Genomic DNA, 18,140 nt, shown 5'->3' on the forward strand with positions numbered 1-18,140 from the left:
CATGCAGGTGACGATGACCGTCAACGACGTCGAGGTCACTCGGGAGATCGAGGGCCGGCTGCTGCTGGTGCACTTCCTGCGGGACGTGCTGGGCCTGACCGGCACGCACTGGGGCTGCGACACCAGCAACTGCGGCACCTGCGTGGTGTGGCTGGACGGCGAGCCGGTGAAGTCGTGCACCGTGCTGGCCGCGATGGCCGGAGGCCACGAGGTGCGTACGGTCGAGGGCCTGGCCAGGGGCGGTGAGCTGGACCCGGTCCAGCAGGGGTTCATGCAGTGCCACGGCCTGCAGTGCGGTTTCTGCACGCCCGGGATGATGATGACGGCCCGGGCGCTGCTCGACCGGAACCCGGACCCGACGGAGGCGGAGATCCGCGAGGCGATCTCGGGGCAGATCTGCCGGTGCACGGGTTACGCCACCATCGTGCGGTCGGTGCGCTGGGCGGCCGTGCACGAGGCGGCCGCCGCTGCCCAGGTCACCGAGACCACCGAATCAGACGATGCCGGTGAGATCGCGAACGCCGGCCAGCCCGCCGGGAGCCTGTCATGACGGCCGTGCACGAGCGCCCGGACACCTTCCACGACAACGACCAGAAGCCGGTCGGGCACGGCCGGATGCTGCGCAAGGAGGACCCGCGGTTCCTGCGCGGCCGCGGCCGGTACGTCGACGACGTCCAGCTTCCCGGCATGCTGCACCTCGCCATCCTCCGGGCGCCGGTGGCGCACGCCCGCATTCTCGGCATCGACACCAGCGCGGCCGAGGCCTCCCCCGGGGTGAAGGCGGTCGTGACCGGCGCGATGCTCGCGGAGCAGAACCTGGCCTGGATGCCGACGCTGTCCAACGACGTGCAGGCCGTGCTCGCCACCGACAAGGTCCGCTTCCAGGGCCAGGAGGTGGCGTTCGTCGTCGCCGACGACCGCTACGCGGCACGGGACGCGCTCGAGCTGATCGACGTCGAGTACGACGTCCTCGACCCGGTCGTCGACGCCCGCCGCGCGCTGGAGCCGGACGCGCCGCTGATCCGCGACGACCTCGAGGGCAAGACCAACAACCACTGCTTCGACTGGGAGACCGGCGACGAGGCGGCCACCGCGGCCGTGTTCGGACGCGCCGACGTCGTGGTCAGCCAGGACATCGTCTACCCCCGGGTGCACCCGGCGCCCATGGAGACGTGCGGGGCGGTCGCCGACTTCGACGCGGTCGAGGGCAAGCTGCGGCTCTGGTCCACCACCCAGGCACCGCACGCGCACCGCACCCTCTACGCCATCGTGGCGGGCATCCCCGAGCACAAGATCCAGGTGATCTCGCCGGACATCGGCGGCGGGTTCGGCAACAAGGTGCCGATCTATCCCGGGTACGTCTGCGCGATCGTCGCCTCGATCGTCACCGGCAAGCCGGTGAAGTGGATGGAGGACCGGTCGGAGAACCTGGTCAGCACCGGCTTCGCCCGCGACTACATCATGCGCGGCGAGATCGCGGCGACCCGCGACGGCCGGATCCTGGCCATCCGCACCAACGTGCTCGCCGACCACGGCGCGTTCAACGGCACCGCCGCGCCGGTGAAGTACCCGGCCGGCTTCTTCGGGGTGTTCACCGGCAGCTACGACATCGAGGCCGCCTACTGCAGCATGACCGCGGTCTACACCAACAAGGCGCCGGGCGGTGTGGCGTACGCCTGCTCGTTCCGGATCACCGAGGCCGTCTACCTGGTCGAGCGGATCGTCGACTGCCTCGCCGGCGAGCTGGGCATGGACCCGGCGGAGCTGCGGCTGAAGAACTTCATCCGGCCGGAGCAGTTCCCGTACACGACGAAGACCGGCTGGGTGTACGACTCCGGCAACTACGAGCCCACCATGCGGCTGGCGATGGACATGGCCGGCTACGACGCGTTGCGCCGCGAGCAGGAGGAGAAGCGGGCCCGGGGCGAGCTGATGGGCATCGGCATCGCGTTCTTCACCGAGGCCGTCGGCGCCGGGCCCCGCAAGGACATGGACATCCTCGGCCTGGGCATGGCCGACGGCTGCGAGCTGCGCGTGCACCCGACCGGCAAGGCCGTGGTACGGCTCAGCGTGCAGTCCCAGGGCCAGGGACACGAGACGACGTTCGCGCAGATCGTCGCCGAGGAGATCGGGATCCCGCCGGCCGACATCGACGTGGTGCACGGCGACACCGACAACACCCCGTTCGGTCTCGGCACGTACGGCAGCCGCTCGACGCCGGTGTCCGGTGCGGCGGCGGCCCTGGTCGCCCGGAAGGTCCGCGACAAGGCCCGGATCATCGCCTCCGGGATGCTCGAGGTGTCGGTCGCCGACCTGGAGTGGGAGAAGGGTGCCTTCCACGTCAAGGGCGACCCGGGCAAGACGGTGACGATCCAGGAGATCGCCCTGCGCGCGCACGGCGCCGGCGACCTGCCCGAGGGCATCGAGGGCGGGCTGGAGGCGCAGATCTGCTACAACCCGTCGAACCTGACCTACCCGCACGGCGCGTACATCTGCGTGGTGGACGTCGACCCCGGCACCGCCCAGGTGAAGGTGCGGCGGTTCATCGCGGTCGACGACTGCGGCACCCGGATCAACCCGATGATCATCGAGGGGCAGGTGCACGGCGGGCTGACCGACGGCGTCGGCATGGCCCTGATGGAGATGATCGCGTTCGACGAGGACGGCAACTGCCTCGGCGCGTCGCTGATGGACTACCTGATCCCGACGGCGCTCGAGGTGCCCGACTGGGAGACCGGCTTCACCGTCACCCCGTCGCCGCACCACCCGATCGGCGCGAAGGGCGTGGGCGAGTCGGCCACCGTCGGGTCGCCGCCCGCGATCGTCAACGCGGTCGTCGACGCCCTCAAACCCTTCGGCGTACGGCATGCCGACATGCCGTTGACGCCGTCGCGGGTCTGGGACGCGATGCGCGGCAACGCCCGCCCGCCGGTCTGAGGGAGGCCGCCATGACGACCATCGCCGACCGCGCCCGGGAGCTGACCGTGTCGCGCGCGCCGTTCGTGCACGCCACCGTGGTCCGCGCCCAGGATCCGACGTCGGCGCGGCCCGGCGACGACGCGGTGATCCTGCCGGACGGCACGATCGAGGGTTTCGTCGGCGGGGTGTGCGCGGAGAGTTCGGTGCGGGCGGCCGCCCTGGACACCCTGCGCGACGGCACCACCCTGCTGCTGCGGGTCCTGCCGGACGGCACGGCCACGTTCCCCGACACCCCGGGGGCACTGGTCGTGGTCAACCCGTGCCACTCGGGCGGCGCTATCGAGATCTTCCTGCGCCCGGTGCTACCCGTGCCCGTGCTGGGCCTGGCCGGCAGCACGCCGATCAGCGCCGCGGTGGCCACGCTGGCCGCGTTCCTCGACTTCGAGGTCTCCACGTCCGGCGACTACGCGGGCGCGACCGCGGTCGTGGTGGCCGGTCTCGGCAAGGGCGAGCAGGACGCGATCCGCGCCGCGCTGGACGCCGGCGTGGGCTTCGTCGCGCTGGTAGCCAGCCGCACGCGCGGCGCGGCCCTGCTCGACGAGCTGGCGCTGACCGACGCCGAACGCGCCCGCGTCCACACCCCGGCCGGCCTGGAGATCGGGGCGCGCTCGCCGCAGGAGATCGCCCTGTCGATCATGGCCGAGGTGGTCCGGGCGCTCAGGGTGGACGGGCTCGCCTCCTCCCCCGGCGCACCCGCGGCGCGCCCCCAGCAGGCCGTCGACCCGGTGTGCGGGATGACCGTCCTGGTCGGGCCGGACACCCCGCACGCGCGGGTCGACGGGCAGGACGAGTGGTTCTGCTGCGCCGGCTGCCTCGCGCGCTACACGGCGGCGTAGCCGTGTTCGTCACCGGCCTGGTCCTCGCCGCCGGGGCGTCCGTACGCCTCGGCGAGGCCAAGCAGCTGCTGCCGTACCGCGGGCGGACGCTGCTCGACGCCACCCTGGAGCTGGCCCGCTCGTGCGCCTTCGACCAGCTGCTCGTGACCCTCGGCGGCGCCGCGGACCTGGTCCGCGACCGGGTGGACCTGACCGGGGTCCAGGTCGTCGAGAACGCGGAGTTCAGCACGGGCTGCGGGTCGTCGATCAGCGCGGCGGCGCAGGTGGTGGACCCGCGCGCCGACGGGCTCGTCCTGCTGCTCGGCGACCAGCCCGGCGTACGCGCCGCCGACGTGGGGAGGGTCGTGGCGGTGAGCACCCCGCTCGCGGTGTGCCGGTACGCCGACGGGCTGGGGCATCCGTTCTGGTTCGCCCGCGAGGTCCTTCCGGAGCTGCGCAGCCTGCACGGTGACAAGGCCGTCTGGAAGCTGCTGCACTCCGGCCGCCACCCGGTGACGGAGGTACCCGCGGACGGGCCGGTGCCGATCGACGTGGACACCCGCGCGGACTACGAGCGGCTGCTGACGGGCGAGGCGCGGTGAAGGATCCGCTGGCCGTCCGGCGCCGGCTCGACGCCGTCGACTACCTGGCCGACGACGGCATGGCGATGGCCATCTTCCTCGCGCTGGAACTGGGCAAGCCGCTGCTGCTCGAGGGCGAGCCCGGCGTCGGCAAGACAGCGGCCGCGAAGGCTCTGGCGCGGGCGCTGGACACGACGCTGATCCGGCTGCAGTGCTACGAGGGCCTGACCGCCGGCGAGGCGCTCTACGAGTGGAACTACCAGCGGCAGCTGCTCGCGATCCGGCTCGCCGAGGCCCAGCACGCGACCCTCACCGACGCCGACCTGTTCAGCGCGGAGTTCCTCCAGGAACGGCCGATCCTGCGGGCGATACGCCATGAGGGGCCCGTCCCGCCGGTGCTGCTGATCGACGAGATCGACCGCGCCGACGACGAGTTCGAGGCGCTGCTGTTCGAGTTCCTCGGTGAGGCCGGGATCACGATCCCCGAACTCGGCACGTTCGCCGCGACCACGCCGCCGGTCGTGGTGCTCACCTCGAATCGCAGCCGCGACCTGCACGACGCGCTGCGCCGCCGCTGCCTGTACCACTGGATCGACTTCCCGGAGCCGGGCCGGGCCGCCGAGATCGTCCGCCGGGCCGTGCCGGGCGCGGCCGAACCGCTGATCCGTACGGCGACCGAGTTCATCGGCGTCGTGCGCGCCCTGGAGCTGGACAAGGCGCCCGGCATGGCCGAGGCCATCGACTGGGTCGCCGCGCTGTCCGTGCTCGGCGCCGCCGACCTCGCCGCCGATGACGTCCTCCAGACCATCGGCACCATCGCCAAGACCCCCGACGACCGCGCCGCCGTCGCCGCCGCGCTCGGCGCCCACCAGGAGAGCCCGGGATGAAGATCACCAACGAGTTCACGGTCAACACCCCGATCGAGCGGGCCTGGGCGGTCCTCACCGACCTCGAGGGCATCGCGCCGTGCCTGCCGGGCGCCCAGCTGACCGGCGTCGACGGCGACGTCCACCGGGGCAAGGTGAAGGTCAAGGTCGGGCCGGTCGTCTCCGAGTTCGCGGGCACCGCCCGGTTCGTCGAGAAGGACGAGACGCGGTACCGGGGAGTGATCGACGCGAAGGGCCGCGACGCACGGTCGGCGGCCAACGCGTCCGCGCTGGTCACCGCCCGGCTGCGGCCGGACGGCGACCGGACCCTGGTCAACGTGGACACCGACCTGAAGATCTCGGGGAAGCTGGCCCAGTTCGGCAGCGGCATGATCAAGGAGGTGTCGGGCAAGCTGCTCGCCCAGTTCGTCGGCAACCTCGAGGCCAAGCTGGCGGCCGAGGAGATGGGCAGCACAGCGCCGGTGGGCAGCCCGCCCACGTCCACCGCGCGACCCGAACCCGAGTCCGCAGCAGCCGCGACAGCCTTCGCGACCACGCCCGACACCCCCACAGCCACCGCGACCACGCCCGACACCCCCGCAGCCACGGCCGAAGCCCCCGCGGCCGTCGCAGCCCCGCCCGACACCGCCACGGTCGCGTCGACGCCAGTCGAACGGCCGTCCACCACCGCCCGCGCCGTGCCGGCCGCCGAACCGGAGGCGCTCGACCTGCTCAGCATCGCCGGTGGCTCGATCACCAAGCGCCTCGTGCCGGTGCTCGTCGGGATCGTCGTCGTCGGCGCGGTGATCGCCTGGCTGGTCGCGCGCCGGTGAGTTCCGGCCTGTTGCGCGGGACCGACCGCGCCGCGTTCGCGGTGGCCTTCGCCGGCCGGCTGCGGCACGCCGGTGTGCCCGCCGGGCTCACCGAGGCCGACGACTTCGTCCGGGCGCTCGCCGTCAGCACACCCGTGGAGATGTCCACGCTCTACTGGACCGCCCGGATCAGCTTCGTCCGGCGGCACGCCCACCTCGCCGCGTTCGACCGCGTCTTCGCCACCGTCTTCGCCGACGCGCCGCCGCTGCCGCTGACCCGGTCCGCGGCCCCGTCGGGTGCCCGCGACGACGTACACCTGCCGGTTCCCGCGGACACCGACGACACCGGCGGCGGCGGTGGGCTGCCGTGGGCGATGCTGCCACCGCCCGTCGCCGAGGCGGAAGCGTCCGATGCCGCGATGCGGCTGCCCGAGCGGCGCCCCAGTGCCCTCGCCGGGCTCGTCGACCGGCCGTTCGAGGACCTCGACAGCGCCCAGGTCGACCTGCTCGGCGACGCCCTGCGCGAGGCCGTCGCCGGCTGGCCGACCCGACGCACCAGGCGGCACGCCGTCGGCCCGGCCGGGCGGCGGGTCGCGCTGCGCCCGACGATCGCCCGCGCCCGCCGCACCGCGTGGGAACCCGTCGAGGTCGTCCGCGAGCGGCCGGTACGACGACCGCGCCGGGTCGTGCTGCTGTGCGACGTCAGCGAGTCGATGCGGGCGCAGGCCCACGCGTACCTGCACCTGCTGCGGGCGTTCGCGGTGGTCGCCGACGCGGAGGTGTTCGCGTTCGCGACGACGCTTACCCGACTCACGGTCGCGCTGCGACACACGTCGGCGACCGCAGCGATCGCGCAGGCCAGCTCGGCCGTGACCGACCGGTTCGGTGGTACCCGCATCGCCACGAACCTGCGGGCGCTGCTCGCGTCCCATCACGGCGACGCGGTCCGCGGGGCGGTGGTGGTGGTCGGCTCGGACGGCTGGGACAGCGACCCGCCCGGCGAACTCGCCGCCGTCATGGCACGGCTGCGCCGCCGCGCCTACCGGATCGTCTGGTTGAACCCACGGGCCGGCGCCCCCGGGTTCGTTCCCCGGGTGGCGGGCATGGCCGCAGCTCTGCCCTACTGTGACCGGCTACTGCCGGCCGCGACGTTCCAGGACCTCGTGGACGCCGCCCGTCAGCTCCAGAGCGTCACGTGCACCGACGGCCTGAAGTGGTTCACCGCGACGCCCACGCCGCGCATCATGGCCTGAATCGCCCGCGGCGTCGACGCGAACCGGCACAGCTCGGCCGCGGCGGACGGGGCGCCCGGGTTGGTGAGCACCAGCGAATGCCACACCGCGTCGGCCGTCGCGTGCGGCCCGGACAGCGCCGCGAGCTGGCCGTTGCGGACGTCCGGAGCGACGGTGAACGACAGCGCCGGTGCGACACCCTTGCCGCGCTTCGCCTCGCCCAGCGCGGCCGCGTGGCTCTGGAAGATTTGCTGCCGCTCCTCGGGCACACCGAGCCGGCGCAGCATCGCCGGCATCGTGCCCAGGTCGGCGGCGGCCGACGGCCCGAGCAGCCAGGTCTGGTCACGCAACTGCCCCGGCGACGCCGGCACGCCGGCCAGCGGATGGTCCGGGCCGACGACTATCACGAGCCGGTAGTTCATCACCGGCCGGCCGGCGATCGCCGTGTCGAGCACCGGCGGCAGCGGCCCCATCGCGATGTCCGCGGCCCGGGTCAGCAGCAACGACTCGAAGGATCCCGGGTCGCACACGCTCAGCTCGACCTCGAGGTCGGCAGCCCGTTTCGCGAACAGCTCGATCAGTCCCGGCGCGGCGAACTCGGCGAACAGGCTGGACGCGGCGACCCGCAACAGACGGCGGCCGCGTCCTGCCGCGCTCACCTCCAGCACCGTACGGTCCTGCAGGCCCAGCAACTCGGCTGCGCGGCTGGCCAACCGCAGCCCACCGGGGGTGAAGGCCAGCCCCACCGCCGTCCGCGAGAACAGCTGGTCCCCGAACTCCTTGCGCAACTGGCCGATCAGCAGCGAGACCGCCGATTCGGAGACCTCCAGCTGCGCGGCGGCCTGCTTGACAGATCCCAGCCGGACGACGGCGACGTAGGCACGCAGCTGCGTCGGTGTCATCGGCGTCGACCCACTCTCCCGCTCCCCGATCGAGTGCTCCGGACATCCCGCGATGTGCCTCGATCATTCCCGGTCAGCCGCCCTGCCGCCAGTGCCAGCTCAAGGTCGGGCTGCCTGATCGAAGAAGGTCCACGGCACCGTGCGCGTCGCCTGGCCTGCGGTGTTCGTTGCCTGCGGTCAGGCGGTCACTCTTTCCGCCAGTCCCCCTCAATCACCCGTCGCAATCGATTGACTTCGCACGGATCTGGCATGCTGCTCCCGCGTGAGCGCGAATGGGGCCGACGCCGCCCGATGCCGGCCGCCCGACCCTGCCCGGCGGCCCGCACCGCCTCCCCACCTGACGGGACAGGTTTCTGGTCAGCAGAGAGATGGCGACATGGAGACGCCGACTCTGCCCGTCAGCCTCGCTACGGTACGCCGGTTCTCAGATGAGCCCGTGGGCGAGCATCACCTCGGCGACGAGCCAGAAGCCGTCGATGTTGGCTCCAGCGACGTAGTTGCCCGGCATGCCGTACTCGTCGGCGGTGGCATAGCAGCGGGGCGTGGATGGTCCGCATGATTTCCTGCAGCCTCTGCTCGGAATGGGCGAAGGTCCACGAGTCGCGGCTTGCGTTTCGCTGCATTTCCAGTGCACTCGCCGCGACCCCGCCGGCGTTGGCCGCCTTACCGGGCGCGAACCGCACCCCGGCCTCGGAAACCCGCGCGGAACTCGACGCCGGTGCTGACCCGGCCGTGGTCGCCGGCTGGATCGCCGAAACCCAGGCAGATCGGCAACGCGCCGAGCAACGCCACCAGGCGCCGGCCGAAGAGAACCCTGTTTACCCGCTCGCCCCAGCGAGGAGCAGATCATCGCCGTCGTCGAGGAACTCGGAGACCTCGTGGACGCCCTTCGGGACGCCGAGCCGGAACACAAGCTGGAGGTCTACCGCAGCCTCGGGCTGCACCTGACGTAGGACCCCGCAACACAAACGGTGCGGGCAAATGCATCTTGCCGCGCCGTTGGAATTCGGTTCGTGTCCGAGGATCGACACGAACCGATCACCAACTCGAATTGCGCGAAGTGGGTGCCATCCCGATCGCCTGACAATCACCCTACAGGGAGCGATCATGAGCCCCAGGATCGCCGCACGAACGCGACTTCGCAGATGACGGGGCGGTGACGCGAGGGCGGAGCCGTTAGGCTGGGCGGCTGTCCGAGCTCGTCACCGACCACGTTGCCGGCCCGGTTGCCGGGGATCGTCGCAGACGCCCTCCCGCGGATGTGCCTGTAGCCGTCATCGGCGAAGTCATCGCCGGACTGCTGCCCCCGGGCCTCACCGCGGATAGCATCCCAAGCGGCGCCAAGATCTGGTTGGCGGGATACCCGCCGGGCCGGGGCTCCGGGCCGGGCTGATCCTCCCGGCCTGGAGCCCACCGGGTCAGGCTGTCGCCACCTGGCGGACGTGTCTGCCCTCGGCGAACTCGTCTACCATCTTGGCGCAGAAGGCCGGAAGGTCGCTGGGGCTGCGGCTGGTGACCAGGCCGTTGTCAACCTGTACCTGTTGGTCCACCCAGTTCCCGCCCGCGTTGCGGATGTCGGTACGCAGGCTGGGGAACGAGGTGACGGTCCGGCCGTTGACCATCCCGGTTTCGACCAACGACCAAGGGCCGTGGCAGATCGCCGCCACCGGCTTCTGTTGCTCAAAGAACGCCCGGACGAAGCCCATTGCCTGCGGGTTCATCCGGAGCCGGTCGGGGTTGACCGTCCCGCCCGGCAGCAGCAGGGCGTCGTAGTCGGCCGTGTTGGCCTCGTTCACGGTCCGGTCCACCCGATACCGGTTGGCAGGGTTGATGTCCTGGTTCATTGACTGAATCTCGCCGGAATTCAATGAGATCAGGTGGACTTCGGCCCCCGCCTGCTCCGCGGCGGCCCGGGACTGGGTGTACTCCACGTCCTCAACCCCGTCGGCGGCGAGGCAAGCGACTCGTTTGCCGGTCAGCGGCTGCTGGCTCTGCGCCATTTTTGCGGCCTTCCCTTCGCGGCGCCGCCCCGTCGACGGCGCATCGTTCGCTCGCTGTCGCCTTCCCGGCGATGGCACCGGAAAACAGGCCACCGAACGCCACTCGAGGGCGGACAATCCGTCCTATACGTCCGCCGCTCACAGAGGGCCTGCGCGGAGGAAGGTCGCACTACGAGAGTGCTTCCTGTCGCAGCGGGTAACGCACCCAGCCCACTGGTACCAGGCTCCCGAAAGGCCGCCATGACCCTCGCTGCCGCCGCGATCGAGCTACCATCCGGCCAGACCATGCCCGTGCTCGGCCAGGGAACCTGGCACCTGGGTGAGCGCCCCGGACGGCGGCAAGACGAGATAGCCGCCCTACGCGCCGGGCTCGACCTGGGCATGACCATGATCGACACTGCGGAGATGTACGGTGACGGCGCCTCCGAGGAACTCGTCGGCGGGGCGATCATCGGACGACGCGCCGACGTCTTTCTGGTCGACAAGGTGCTGCCGTCCAACGCCAGCCGACAGGGAACCGTGCAGGCCTGCCGCCGCAGCCTGCAACGACTCGGCGTCGACCACATCGACCTCTACCTCCTGCACTGGCGCGGCACACATCCACTCGCGGAGACGATCGAGGCGTTCGCCGAACTCGTCGACGCCGGTGACATCGGGCAGTGGGGCGTGAGCAACTTCGATCTTTCCGGCATGACGGATCTACTCGAGGCGGGCGGGAACTCCTGCGCGACCAACCAGATCCTGTACAACCTCACCCGCCGCGGTCCCGAGTACGACCTGCTGCCGTGGCTACGCGAGCGCCGAATCCCGGTGATGGCGTACTCGCCGATCGAGCAGGGCCGACTGCTCGGCCACCCCCAGGTCGCGGAGGTCGCCGCTCGGCACGGGGCCACACCCGCTCAGGTGGCGCTGGCCTGGCTACTGCGGCAGGAGAGGGTTGCGGCCATCCCTCGATCGTCCAACCCGGAACACACCCGGGAGAACGCGGAAGCGCGCGACCTGCATCTGAGCGAGGAGGACGTGGCGGCACTCGACACGGCGTTCCCGCCGCCGGCCGGCCCGCAACCGCTGGAGATGTTGTAGCGTCACGGATCGGTTCGGCGGACGGCGGCTACGTCCGCGCGTCCGCTCGGCGGTGGGCGAATTGCGGCGGGCCACGGCTTCGGCGGCAGCCACCACCTACCTGCAGGGCAGGTTCACCTCGTACGGCTGCGCCGCGAGCGCGGCGATGAATGAGGTCTTCCTCGAGCCAGATGTGGGCGTGGTCCCGCCCGGCGGTCGGGACCGCAGGTGCGCTCGGCGGACCCGGCGAGACATCCGGAGTCGAGCCGGGCGCCGACCGGCCCGGTCAGGTGCCGACCCGGCGGGGCTGGAGACGTCCCGTCCCCGGCCCGGTCAACTGCCAGAACTCCTGGGGCAGCTGGTCGACCAGGTCTCCGTACTCTTTCGCGCTGGCCGACTCACGAAGGGTATCCAGCACCGCCCGTGCTGCGTCGGTGGCCACCTGGCGATCCACCCCGGCCCGTGACTGCACCCGTTGGAAGAATTCGGCGAGCCCGAACCGTTCCGGATCTTCAGTGGGCCTGTCCACCAGCCCTTGCAGCTCCTCAGGGAGCTGAGAAGCGAGGTCCCTCGCCTGGCCGCCAGTGATCCGTTCTGCCAACGTCTCGAGCGTGGCCCGGGTGATCGGTTCCGCCTGCCCCGGCGGAACCTTCGGTCGCGCTGCCACGGACTGGATGAACTCGGTGTAGTTCACCTGGGATCCCCTCTCGAACCTGATTGCGGCGGGTACCCGCGCCCGCCGGGGTGAAACGGCGGTCCGCCCGCCCTCAGCCAGCTGGTGGCGGAGGGCGGTGGCTGATCCGGCGGGTCACCCGAAACTGGTACAGGCCCGCGCTGGTGACGGCGTAGAAGGCGGGCAGGAGGAGGAAGATGGCGAGGCCGACCAGCGGCGTCACCAGGTAGCCGAGCACCCCCGCGAGGGCGTACAGCAGGACTCCGGCGAGGGCCCGGATCCGCTCGACGCGGAAGAACTCGTGCTTGACCTGTTCCTTCAGCAGGTCCGGGTGCCGGGCCAGGTAGTGGTAGAACGCCAGCCACGCCGCGCACAGCGACGCGCCGATCAGCGCGTAGAAGGCGATGGCCACGCGCTGGTCCGCGCTGTCGTGCTCCTGCAGGGCGTGCGACACGACGATGGTCGGAAACGGCAGCAGCGCCGTGGTGAACAGCACCAAGAGGTTCATCCAGTGCAGGCCGCGATCAGTCTGCTGGATGCGGTTGAATGCCGCCTTGTGGTTGAGCCAGACGACGGCCACGTACGAGTAGGACGCGAGATACGCGACGTACGACGGCCACTGGCTGAGCAGTCCGGACAGGAGGCGGCCGGGCGGGACGTCCGGCACCCGGAGGTCCAGGACCAGCAGCGTGATGATGATGGCGAAGATGGCGTCGCTGAACGCCACGGCACGGCTGGTGTCCGACCGGGTGCCGAGCTCCGTCTCTGGCCCGCTCACCGAGCGTGCCTTCCCAGGGGTCGTCCGCGGCAAACACCCAGGCACCCGCCGCCCGCAACGCGAATCAGTATGACCGGCGCCTCCCGACAGACGCCGCATCCGGCCACCGTGCACGCCGCGGTCGCCGGATGCGGGTGGTCGTCAGGGTTTGAGGACGACCTTCTCGCAGTGGTCCTGCTTGTTCTTGAAGATGTCGAAGCCGCGTTCTGCCTCGTCGAGCGGCAGGGTGTGGGTGATGACCCGGGTCGGATCGATCTCGCCGCGTTCGATGCGCTGCAGAAGCGGCTTCATGTAGCGCTGTACGTGGCATTGCCCGGTACGCAGGGTCAGCGCTCGGTTCATCCACGCGCCGGAGGGGAACTTGTCCAGGAAACCGCCGTACACGCCGATCACCGATACGATGCCACCGCTGCGGCACGACAGGATCGCCTGCCGCAGCGCGTGCGGGCGCTCGGTCTCCAAGCGGACCGCCTGCTTGACCCGGTCGTAGGCGTGGACGTGTGCACTGCCGTGGCTGGCCTCCTGGCCGACCGCGTCGATGCACTTGTCCGGTCCCCGCCCACCGGTCAGTTCCAGCAGCCGGGACCGCACATCCACCTCCTCAAAATTGATCGTCGTGTAGCCCGCCCGTTCCGCCATCTGCAGCCGGTACGGCTCCTTGTCGATGGCGATGACCTTCGCGGCGCCGAGCACCCGGGCGCTGTCCATGGCGAACTGGCCGACCGGGCCGGCGCCCCACACCGCCACCACGTCGGTGGACTGGATGTCACACAAGTCGGCACCCATGTAGCCGGTGGGCAGGATGTCGGAGAGGAACAGCACCTGCTCGTCGGTCAGATCGGACTCGATCTTCAACGGACCGACGTCGGCGAACGGCACCCGCGCGTACTGCGCCTGACCGCCCGCGAAGCCGCCCGTCAGATGCGAATAGCCGAAGATCCCGGCGACCGGATGACCGAACATCTTCTCCGCGATCCCTGCGTTGGGGTTGGAGTTCTCGCAGCAGGAGTACAGCTCGGCGGCGCAGGCACCGCACGCGCCGCAGGCGATCGGGAACGGCACGACAACCCGGTCGCCGACCCGTAGCTTGTCCGCGGGCACTCCCGATCCGACCTCGATCACCTCACCCATGAACTCGTGGCCGATGACGTCGCCGTCCTGCATCGTGGGCACATACCCATCGATCAGGTGCAGGTCCGAGCCACAGATCGCGGTGGACGTGATCCGTACGATGGCATCGCGCTTGTTCAGGATCTTCGGGTCCGGTACGTCACGGACCTTGACCTTGTTGCGGCCCGCCCAGGTGTTCGCCCTCACGCATCCGCTCCCTTCGCGAGGTCGGAAGCCGACAGCGGTTGCGCCGGACGCTGCGGGAACTCCTTGCGGGCCCGCTTGCCCCACGGGGCGCCGTCGGAGCGGATCACCTCGCCGGTCTCCAGAACCTGCTTGAGCCGGCGCAGATCGTCGTCGAGCTGCTGGTGCGGTTCCTCGCCGAAGTACTTGGCGACCGCCTTGCCGACGGCGCCGCCCGGGATGTCGTAGGTCAGGACGACGTGCACCTCGGTGCTCACACCGTCCGGGGCGGGCACGAACCGAACCGTACCGGCGTTCGGCACGTCGGCGTTCCCGGTCGACCGCCACGCGATCTTCTCGCCGGTCGCCTCGTCGATGATCTCGGCGTCCCACTCGACGTTCATGCCGAACGGAGCGCTCGCGGACCAATGGCTCGTACGGTCACCGGTGGCGCTGACCTCCTGGAGATGAGCCATAAACGTCGGGAGGTTGCCCAGATCGCGCCAGAACGCGTAGACCTCCGATGGGGGTTTGCGAACGGTGGTCGTGGCTGTCAGCTCCATGGGTCCTCCTTTGCGTGCGCCCCGTACCGCCGGCGCGGAGCCGATCTTCTTCGCCCGAGTGGCTTGCACGGCGGTCAGTACATCCAGCACCGTGATCCCGAGGACGGCGCCAGTGACACCAAGGAGCCGCCGCCGGCGGCGCCCGCCCCGGTGAGCGATGGCCATTCCAAGCGAGGTCAGGTCCATCGCGTCGCCCACGACACGGGTCCATGTCCAGGCGCTCTTCCGCCGGCTCGTCAGGAGCCCGGCCGCGTGTACCAGCTCCCGCGCCCCGACGAGCGGCACCACCGCCCGAGACGTCGCGGAGTCGTCTACGCCGCTGATCCGGCGCACCGTGTCCGGCGCCGCCAGCTGCGCCACGCCCAGACCGAGACTCATCCAGCCGAGCCCGCGCCCCCGCCGCTGCACCTCCTCGTGCCTGGGATTCGCTGCCTCTCGGACTGCCAGTCGAGTCACCGGTAGCCTCCGTATCCGATCGCACCTCGCCGAGCATCCCGGTCATAGCGAACCGGGGCGGCGAACTAGTGGGGCCGGCATACCCGCCGCAGTCCACCTGAACCCCCGCGAATCGCCCGCTGACGGAGACTGCACTTCAGGCTCGGGCGGCTCGGGGGGGCGTCGGGAGGAGCCCATCGTCACTGCAACCGGCCGGCGAACGCCGGCGGACTACGGCCTGTTTCATAACTCGGTGGAGTTGTGAGACAGCGCCCTTCTCGGGCGTCCGCGCCTCGCCCTGGGTGGGGTGGGTGCGGTTCCTGCGTCATCGGGGCCGGTTTCGCCTGCGCGTGTGCGCGGGCCAGAGCCTTCCCCTCGGCCGGCGTTGGTGACCGGGCCCCCTGCGGGGAGGTCCCGGGACTGGGCGTGGTGCTGCTCGGCCCAGACAGCGAGGTTGACTGCGGCGTTGTGGTCCCGATCGGCCTGATAGCCGCACGCCTGGCAGGTGAACGTGCGCTGGTGCAGAGGCATCGCGGGGGCCACGGTCCGGCATGCGGAGCAGGTCTTGGTCGACGGGTACCAGCGGTCGACCAGGGCCAGTTGGCCGGCGCGCCACTGCTGCTTGTAGGCCAGTTGGCGGGCCAGTTCGCCCCATGCCGCGTCGGCGACCGCGGACGCCAGGCGCCGGTTGGCGAGCATGCCGGTGATGGTGAGGGTCTCGATGGCGAGCCGGTCGTGGGTATTGACCAGCTGGTTGGAGACCTGGTGCAGGAAACGGCGCCGGGTCGCGGACACCCGGGCGTGGTGGCGGCCCAGCCGGGCTGCGGCCTTGGCGCGGTTGGTGGAGCCGCGCTGTTTGCCGGTGACCTTCCGGGACAGGCGGCGCTGCCGCGCCAGCGCGGTCCGGGCGGGCCGTGGCCAGCCGTCGACCCGCAGGACCTGCGTGCCGTCGGCGCGCGCCGCGGCGACGAACGTCGACAGGCCCCGGTCGACACCCACCCACCCTGCGGCGCCGGTGTTCGGCTGGTGGCGGCGGGCATCGTGCAGGTCGGCGGCTTCGCAGGTCAGTGACACCGCCCACCGGCCGGCCCGGTGGCTGACCGTCGCGGACACGACCTTCGCCCGCCCCTTGGCCAGCATGCGCCGCAGCCGGCGGGTGTCCTGCCGTACCGCCACGGCGCCGATGCCGGGCAGGGTCACGGTACGCGGCGCGCGCTCACCGACCCGGATACCCGCCCGGCCCGTGGCAGAGGTCCTGCTGCGGATGCGAAACGACAGCGGTGCGCGTTTCTTGGACTTGAACCTCGGAAAACTGACCCGCCGACCCCGCCGCCGGCCGGCGCGCGATGCCGTGTACGCGGACAGGCCGCGGCCGAGATCGACCGCGGCCTCTTCAAAAACCTGCTGACACACCTCGCCCCGCCATGCCAGACCGGTCACCTGCACCGCGACGGTCCCGTCACCGGCGGCGACCATCACCCGGCCCGCGTCACCCGACCGTTTCCACCCGTTGAACGCGTTGATCAGATCGAAGCCCGACCACGGCACCTTGCCGACCGTCCCACCACGCCTGCCGCCCAAAGCGTCCTTGACCAGCCGCAGGCACTGGTTGTAGCCGAACCGGGCCGCACCCGCATGCCGACGCAACACAAACTCCTGCTCAGCGGTCGGGTCCAGACAGAACCGGAACGTGGTGAAACGCGCCACGGCAACACACCATGCCACACACCACCGACAAACAGCCCACCACCTGCACACACCCAGAAACCCCACGAGCCGACCGACCACAATGGCTCACCACGCCCAGCACCAGCCGCTCACTTATGAAACACGCCGTAGGAGCTGACTGCCCTGAATGAACCGATCCGTGCGTGGTGCCCCGCGGTTCGGTCGCGACTCGGGCATGCGTCCGCTCACACCCCGCCCACGGTGGGGCTACCCGTCCCTCTCGTCCCGCCAGCCGCCGGGTTCGGGATGGTAGCCGTAAGCGGCGGCTCGCACCGTTTCCTCGTTCTCCAGCCCGGAGCCGATCGCGCCACCGACGGTGGCCAGCGAACTGGTGATCCAGGCGAGCGTGAGGTAGTCGGTGACATCGACCGGTCGCTGCAAGGTCTGCTCCAGCACCGATGTGTCGATCAGCAGCGCCCCGACGAGCACCGTGCCAGCGAACAGGACCAGGTAGGAGACCGCCGTGGCCAGAGTGAGGGTGAGGATCGTACCCAGGTTGAACAGCCTGGCCAGCTCAGGCGGTGTCTCGCGGCCTGGTTTCTCCCACAGGCCGTGGGCGACGATCAGCCAGGCCACCAACGCGGTCAGCCCGAGTACCATGATCACGGCGAGCCGGAGTCCGCCGAGCGCATCGCCCATCTGCCAGATGGTGTCCGTGGTGAGCGCGAACGCGGCAGTGCCAAAGGCGCCGACCAGCAGCTTGGACAGGCCCAGCAGAGCCCGTCCCGGTCGGTTGGCCCGGACCATGCCGGCCAACAGCCGCACCCGGCCGATCAGCGGTGAGGCGACGTAACCCAGCTCCCCGGCCTTGCCGACCACCTGATGGATGGCCGTAACCCGGCTTGCCATCTCGGCCGGTGCCCAGCCGGCCCGCGGCACCCGCTGGTCGGAGGCGTCGGTGAGTAGCCGGCTCACCATATCGGGAACGGCCGCGCGGGCTGCTCGCAGCTGCTGCAGTCCCAGCGCCGGCAGGGAGACCATCGCGACCCGGCGCCGGCCGGAGGTCTGCGCGACCAGCGGCACCCCCTCGGTGTGCAGCGGCAGGTCGGTCAGGCAGATTGCGACGTCCCACCGGTCGCCGGTGCGCCGTTCCGCAACGTCGTCGAGCAGCGCCTCGACGCCACCGTCGCGGCGCGGCGCCACCTCCCCCCAGCCTTCCCGAACGGTCCACCGTACGTCCGCGTCCACCCGCTCGGCGAGCCGGCCGGCCAGCTCGGCGGTGAGCCGCGCGGCCACCCGGGCTGGGTGGTCCGGCGGGGTCGCCACCAGCCCGACGACGATCTCCGGGCGGTGCTGTTCGCTGTAAGCCATCGGTGTTCCTCACGGGTAGCTGGGCTCGTCGCCGTCCACCGGCACCAACCGGGTCGCCGTGAGCCCTCCGACGGTTGTCATGGTGCTCCCTCTCGGTGTCGGCACGGAGG

Annotated in this window: 17 protein-coding genes; 8 read left to right on the forward strand and 9 right to left on the reverse strand. The window is 71.0% G+C overall.

Annotated elements, in window-relative coordinates; translation table 11 throughout:
- Position 1: 1 nt before the first annotated feature.
- Genes NLX85_RS17455 through NLX85_RS17485 form a run of 7 tightly spaced genes read left to right on the forward strand, consistent with a single transcriptional unit; the run spans position 2 to position 7,306 of the window.
- The gene (locus NLX85_RS17455) at positions 2 to 550 is read left to right on the forward strand and encodes a (2Fe-2S)-binding protein (protein ID WP_139583170.1); all 549 of its coding nucleotides are present in this window, start codon (positions 2 to 4) and stop codon (positions 548 to 550) included.
- Positions 547 to 2,937: an aerobic carbon-monoxide dehydrogenase large subunit gene (locus NLX85_RS17460; protein ID WP_254336379.1), complete on the forward strand. Its 2,391-nt coding sequence runs from the start codon at positions 547 to 549 to the stop codon at positions 2,935 to 2,937. The genes NLX85_RS17455 and NLX85_RS17460 overlap by 4 nt, the downstream gene beginning before the upstream one ends.
- Positions 2,938 to 2,948: 11 nt before the next feature.
- The gene (locus NLX85_RS17465) at positions 2,949 to 3,815 is read left to right on the forward strand and encodes an XdhC family protein (protein WP_254336381.1); all 867 of its coding nucleotides are present in this window, start codon (positions 2,949 to 2,951) and stop codon (positions 3,813 to 3,815) included.
- Positions 3,816 to 3,817: 2 nt separating this feature from the next.
- On the forward strand, positions 3,818 to 4,396 hold the full coding sequence (locus NLX85_RS17470) for an NTP transferase domain-containing protein (RefSeq protein ID WP_254336383.1): 579 nt from the start codon (positions 3,818 to 3,820) through the stop codon (positions 4,394 to 4,396).
- Positions 4,393 to 5,262: an AAA family ATPase gene (locus NLX85_RS17475; protein WP_254336386.1), complete on the forward strand. Its 870-nt coding sequence runs from the start codon at positions 4,393 to 4,395 to the stop codon at positions 5,260 to 5,262. Before NLX85_RS17470 ends, NLX85_RS17475 begins: the two co-directional genes overlap by 4 nt.
- The gene (locus tag NLX85_RS17480) at positions 5,259 to 6,074 is read left to right on the forward strand and encodes an SRPBCC family protein (protein WP_254336388.1); all 816 of its coding nucleotides are present in this window, start codon (positions 5,259 to 5,261) and stop codon (positions 6,072 to 6,074) included. The genes NLX85_RS17475 and NLX85_RS17480 overlap by 4 nt, the downstream gene beginning before the upstream one ends.
- The gene (locus NLX85_RS17485) at positions 6,071 to 7,306 is read left to right on the forward strand and encodes a VWA domain-containing protein (RefSeq protein WP_254336390.1); all 1,236 of its coding nucleotides are present in this window, start codon (positions 6,071 to 6,073) and stop codon (positions 7,304 to 7,306) included. Before NLX85_RS17480 ends, NLX85_RS17485 begins: the two co-directional genes overlap by 4 nt.
- Here the strand turns inward: NLX85_RS17485 and NLX85_RS17490 are convergent.
- The 3 genes from NLX85_RS17490 to NLX85_RS17500 form a co-directional block, all read right to left on the reverse strand.
- Positions 7,231 to 8,187 (reverse strand): LysR family transcriptional regulator, encoded by a 957-nt coding sequence (locus NLX85_RS17490; protein ID WP_254336392.1) that lies wholly within the window; start codon positions 8,185 to 8,187, stop codon positions 7,231 to 7,233. The genes NLX85_RS17485 and NLX85_RS17490 overlap by 76 nt on opposite strands.
- Before the next feature lie 407 nt (positions 8,188 to 8,594).
- Positions 8,595 to 8,870, reverse strand: coding sequence for a hypothetical protein (locus tag NLX85_RS17495; protein ID WP_254336394.1), 276 nt, complete (start codon positions 8,868 to 8,870; stop codon positions 8,595 to 8,597).
- Between the two features lie 735 nt (positions 8,871 to 9,605).
- Entirely contained in the window at positions 9,606 to 10,187 is a 582-nt protein-coding gene (locus NLX85_RS17500; RefSeq protein ID WP_254336395.1) for a type 1 glutamine amidotransferase domain-containing protein, read from the reverse strand.
- A 240-nt stretch (positions 10,188 to 10,427) separates the two neighbouring features.
- Between NLX85_RS17500 and NLX85_RS17505 the strand changes: the two genes are divergently transcribed.
- Positions 10,428 to 11,270, forward strand: a complete 843-nt coding sequence (locus NLX85_RS17505; protein ID WP_254336397.1) for an aldo/keto reductase — start codon at positions 10,428 to 10,430, stop codon at positions 11,268 to 11,270.
- Between the two features lie 265 nt (positions 11,271 to 11,535).
- Here NLX85_RS17505 and NLX85_RS17510 read toward each other — a convergent pair whose 3' ends face one another.
- From NLX85_RS17510 to NLX85_RS17535, 6 genes are all read right to left on the reverse strand, one after another.
- On the reverse strand, positions 11,536 to 11,943 hold the full coding sequence (locus tag NLX85_RS17510; protein WP_254336399.1) for a DUF2267 domain-containing protein: 408 nt from the start codon (positions 11,941 to 11,943) through the stop codon (positions 11,536 to 11,538).
- Between the two features lie 73 nt (positions 11,944 to 12,016).
- A complete protein-coding gene (locus tag NLX85_RS17515) occupies positions 12,017 to 12,700 on the reverse strand; it encodes a TMEM175 family protein (protein WP_254336401.1) in 684 nt (227 codons plus the stop codon).
- A gap of 141 nt (positions 12,701 to 12,841) precedes the next feature.
- Positions 12,842 to 14,017 (reverse strand): zinc-dependent alcohol dehydrogenase, encoded by a 1,176-nt coding sequence (locus NLX85_RS17520; RefSeq protein ID WP_254336403.1) that lies wholly within the window; start codon positions 14,015 to 14,017, stop codon positions 12,842 to 12,844.
- Positions 14,014 to 14,934 (reverse strand): SRPBCC family protein, encoded by a 921-nt coding sequence (locus NLX85_RS17525; protein WP_254336404.1) that lies wholly within the window; start codon positions 14,932 to 14,934, stop codon positions 14,014 to 14,016. Before NLX85_RS17525 ends, NLX85_RS17520 begins: the two co-directional genes overlap by 4 nt.
- Before the next feature lie 300 nt (positions 14,935 to 15,234).
- Positions 15,235 to 16,698, reverse strand: coding sequence for a transposase (locus tag NLX85_RS17530; protein ID WP_254336407.1), 1,464 nt, complete (start codon positions 16,696 to 16,698; stop codon positions 15,235 to 15,237).
- Between the two features lie 228 nt (positions 16,699 to 16,926).
- The gene (locus tag NLX85_RS17535) at positions 16,927 to 17,955 is read right to left on the reverse strand and encodes a DUF2267 domain-containing protein (RefSeq protein WP_254336409.1); all 1,029 of its coding nucleotides are present in this window, start codon (positions 17,953 to 17,955) and stop codon (positions 16,927 to 16,929) included.
- Positions 17,956 to 18,140 lie beyond the last annotated feature (185 nt).

This window comes from Micromonospora sp. A3M-1-15, assembly GCF_024213425.1.
GTDB lineage: Bacteria > Actinomycetota > Actinomycetes > Mycobacteriales > Micromonosporaceae > Micromonospora > Micromonospora chersina.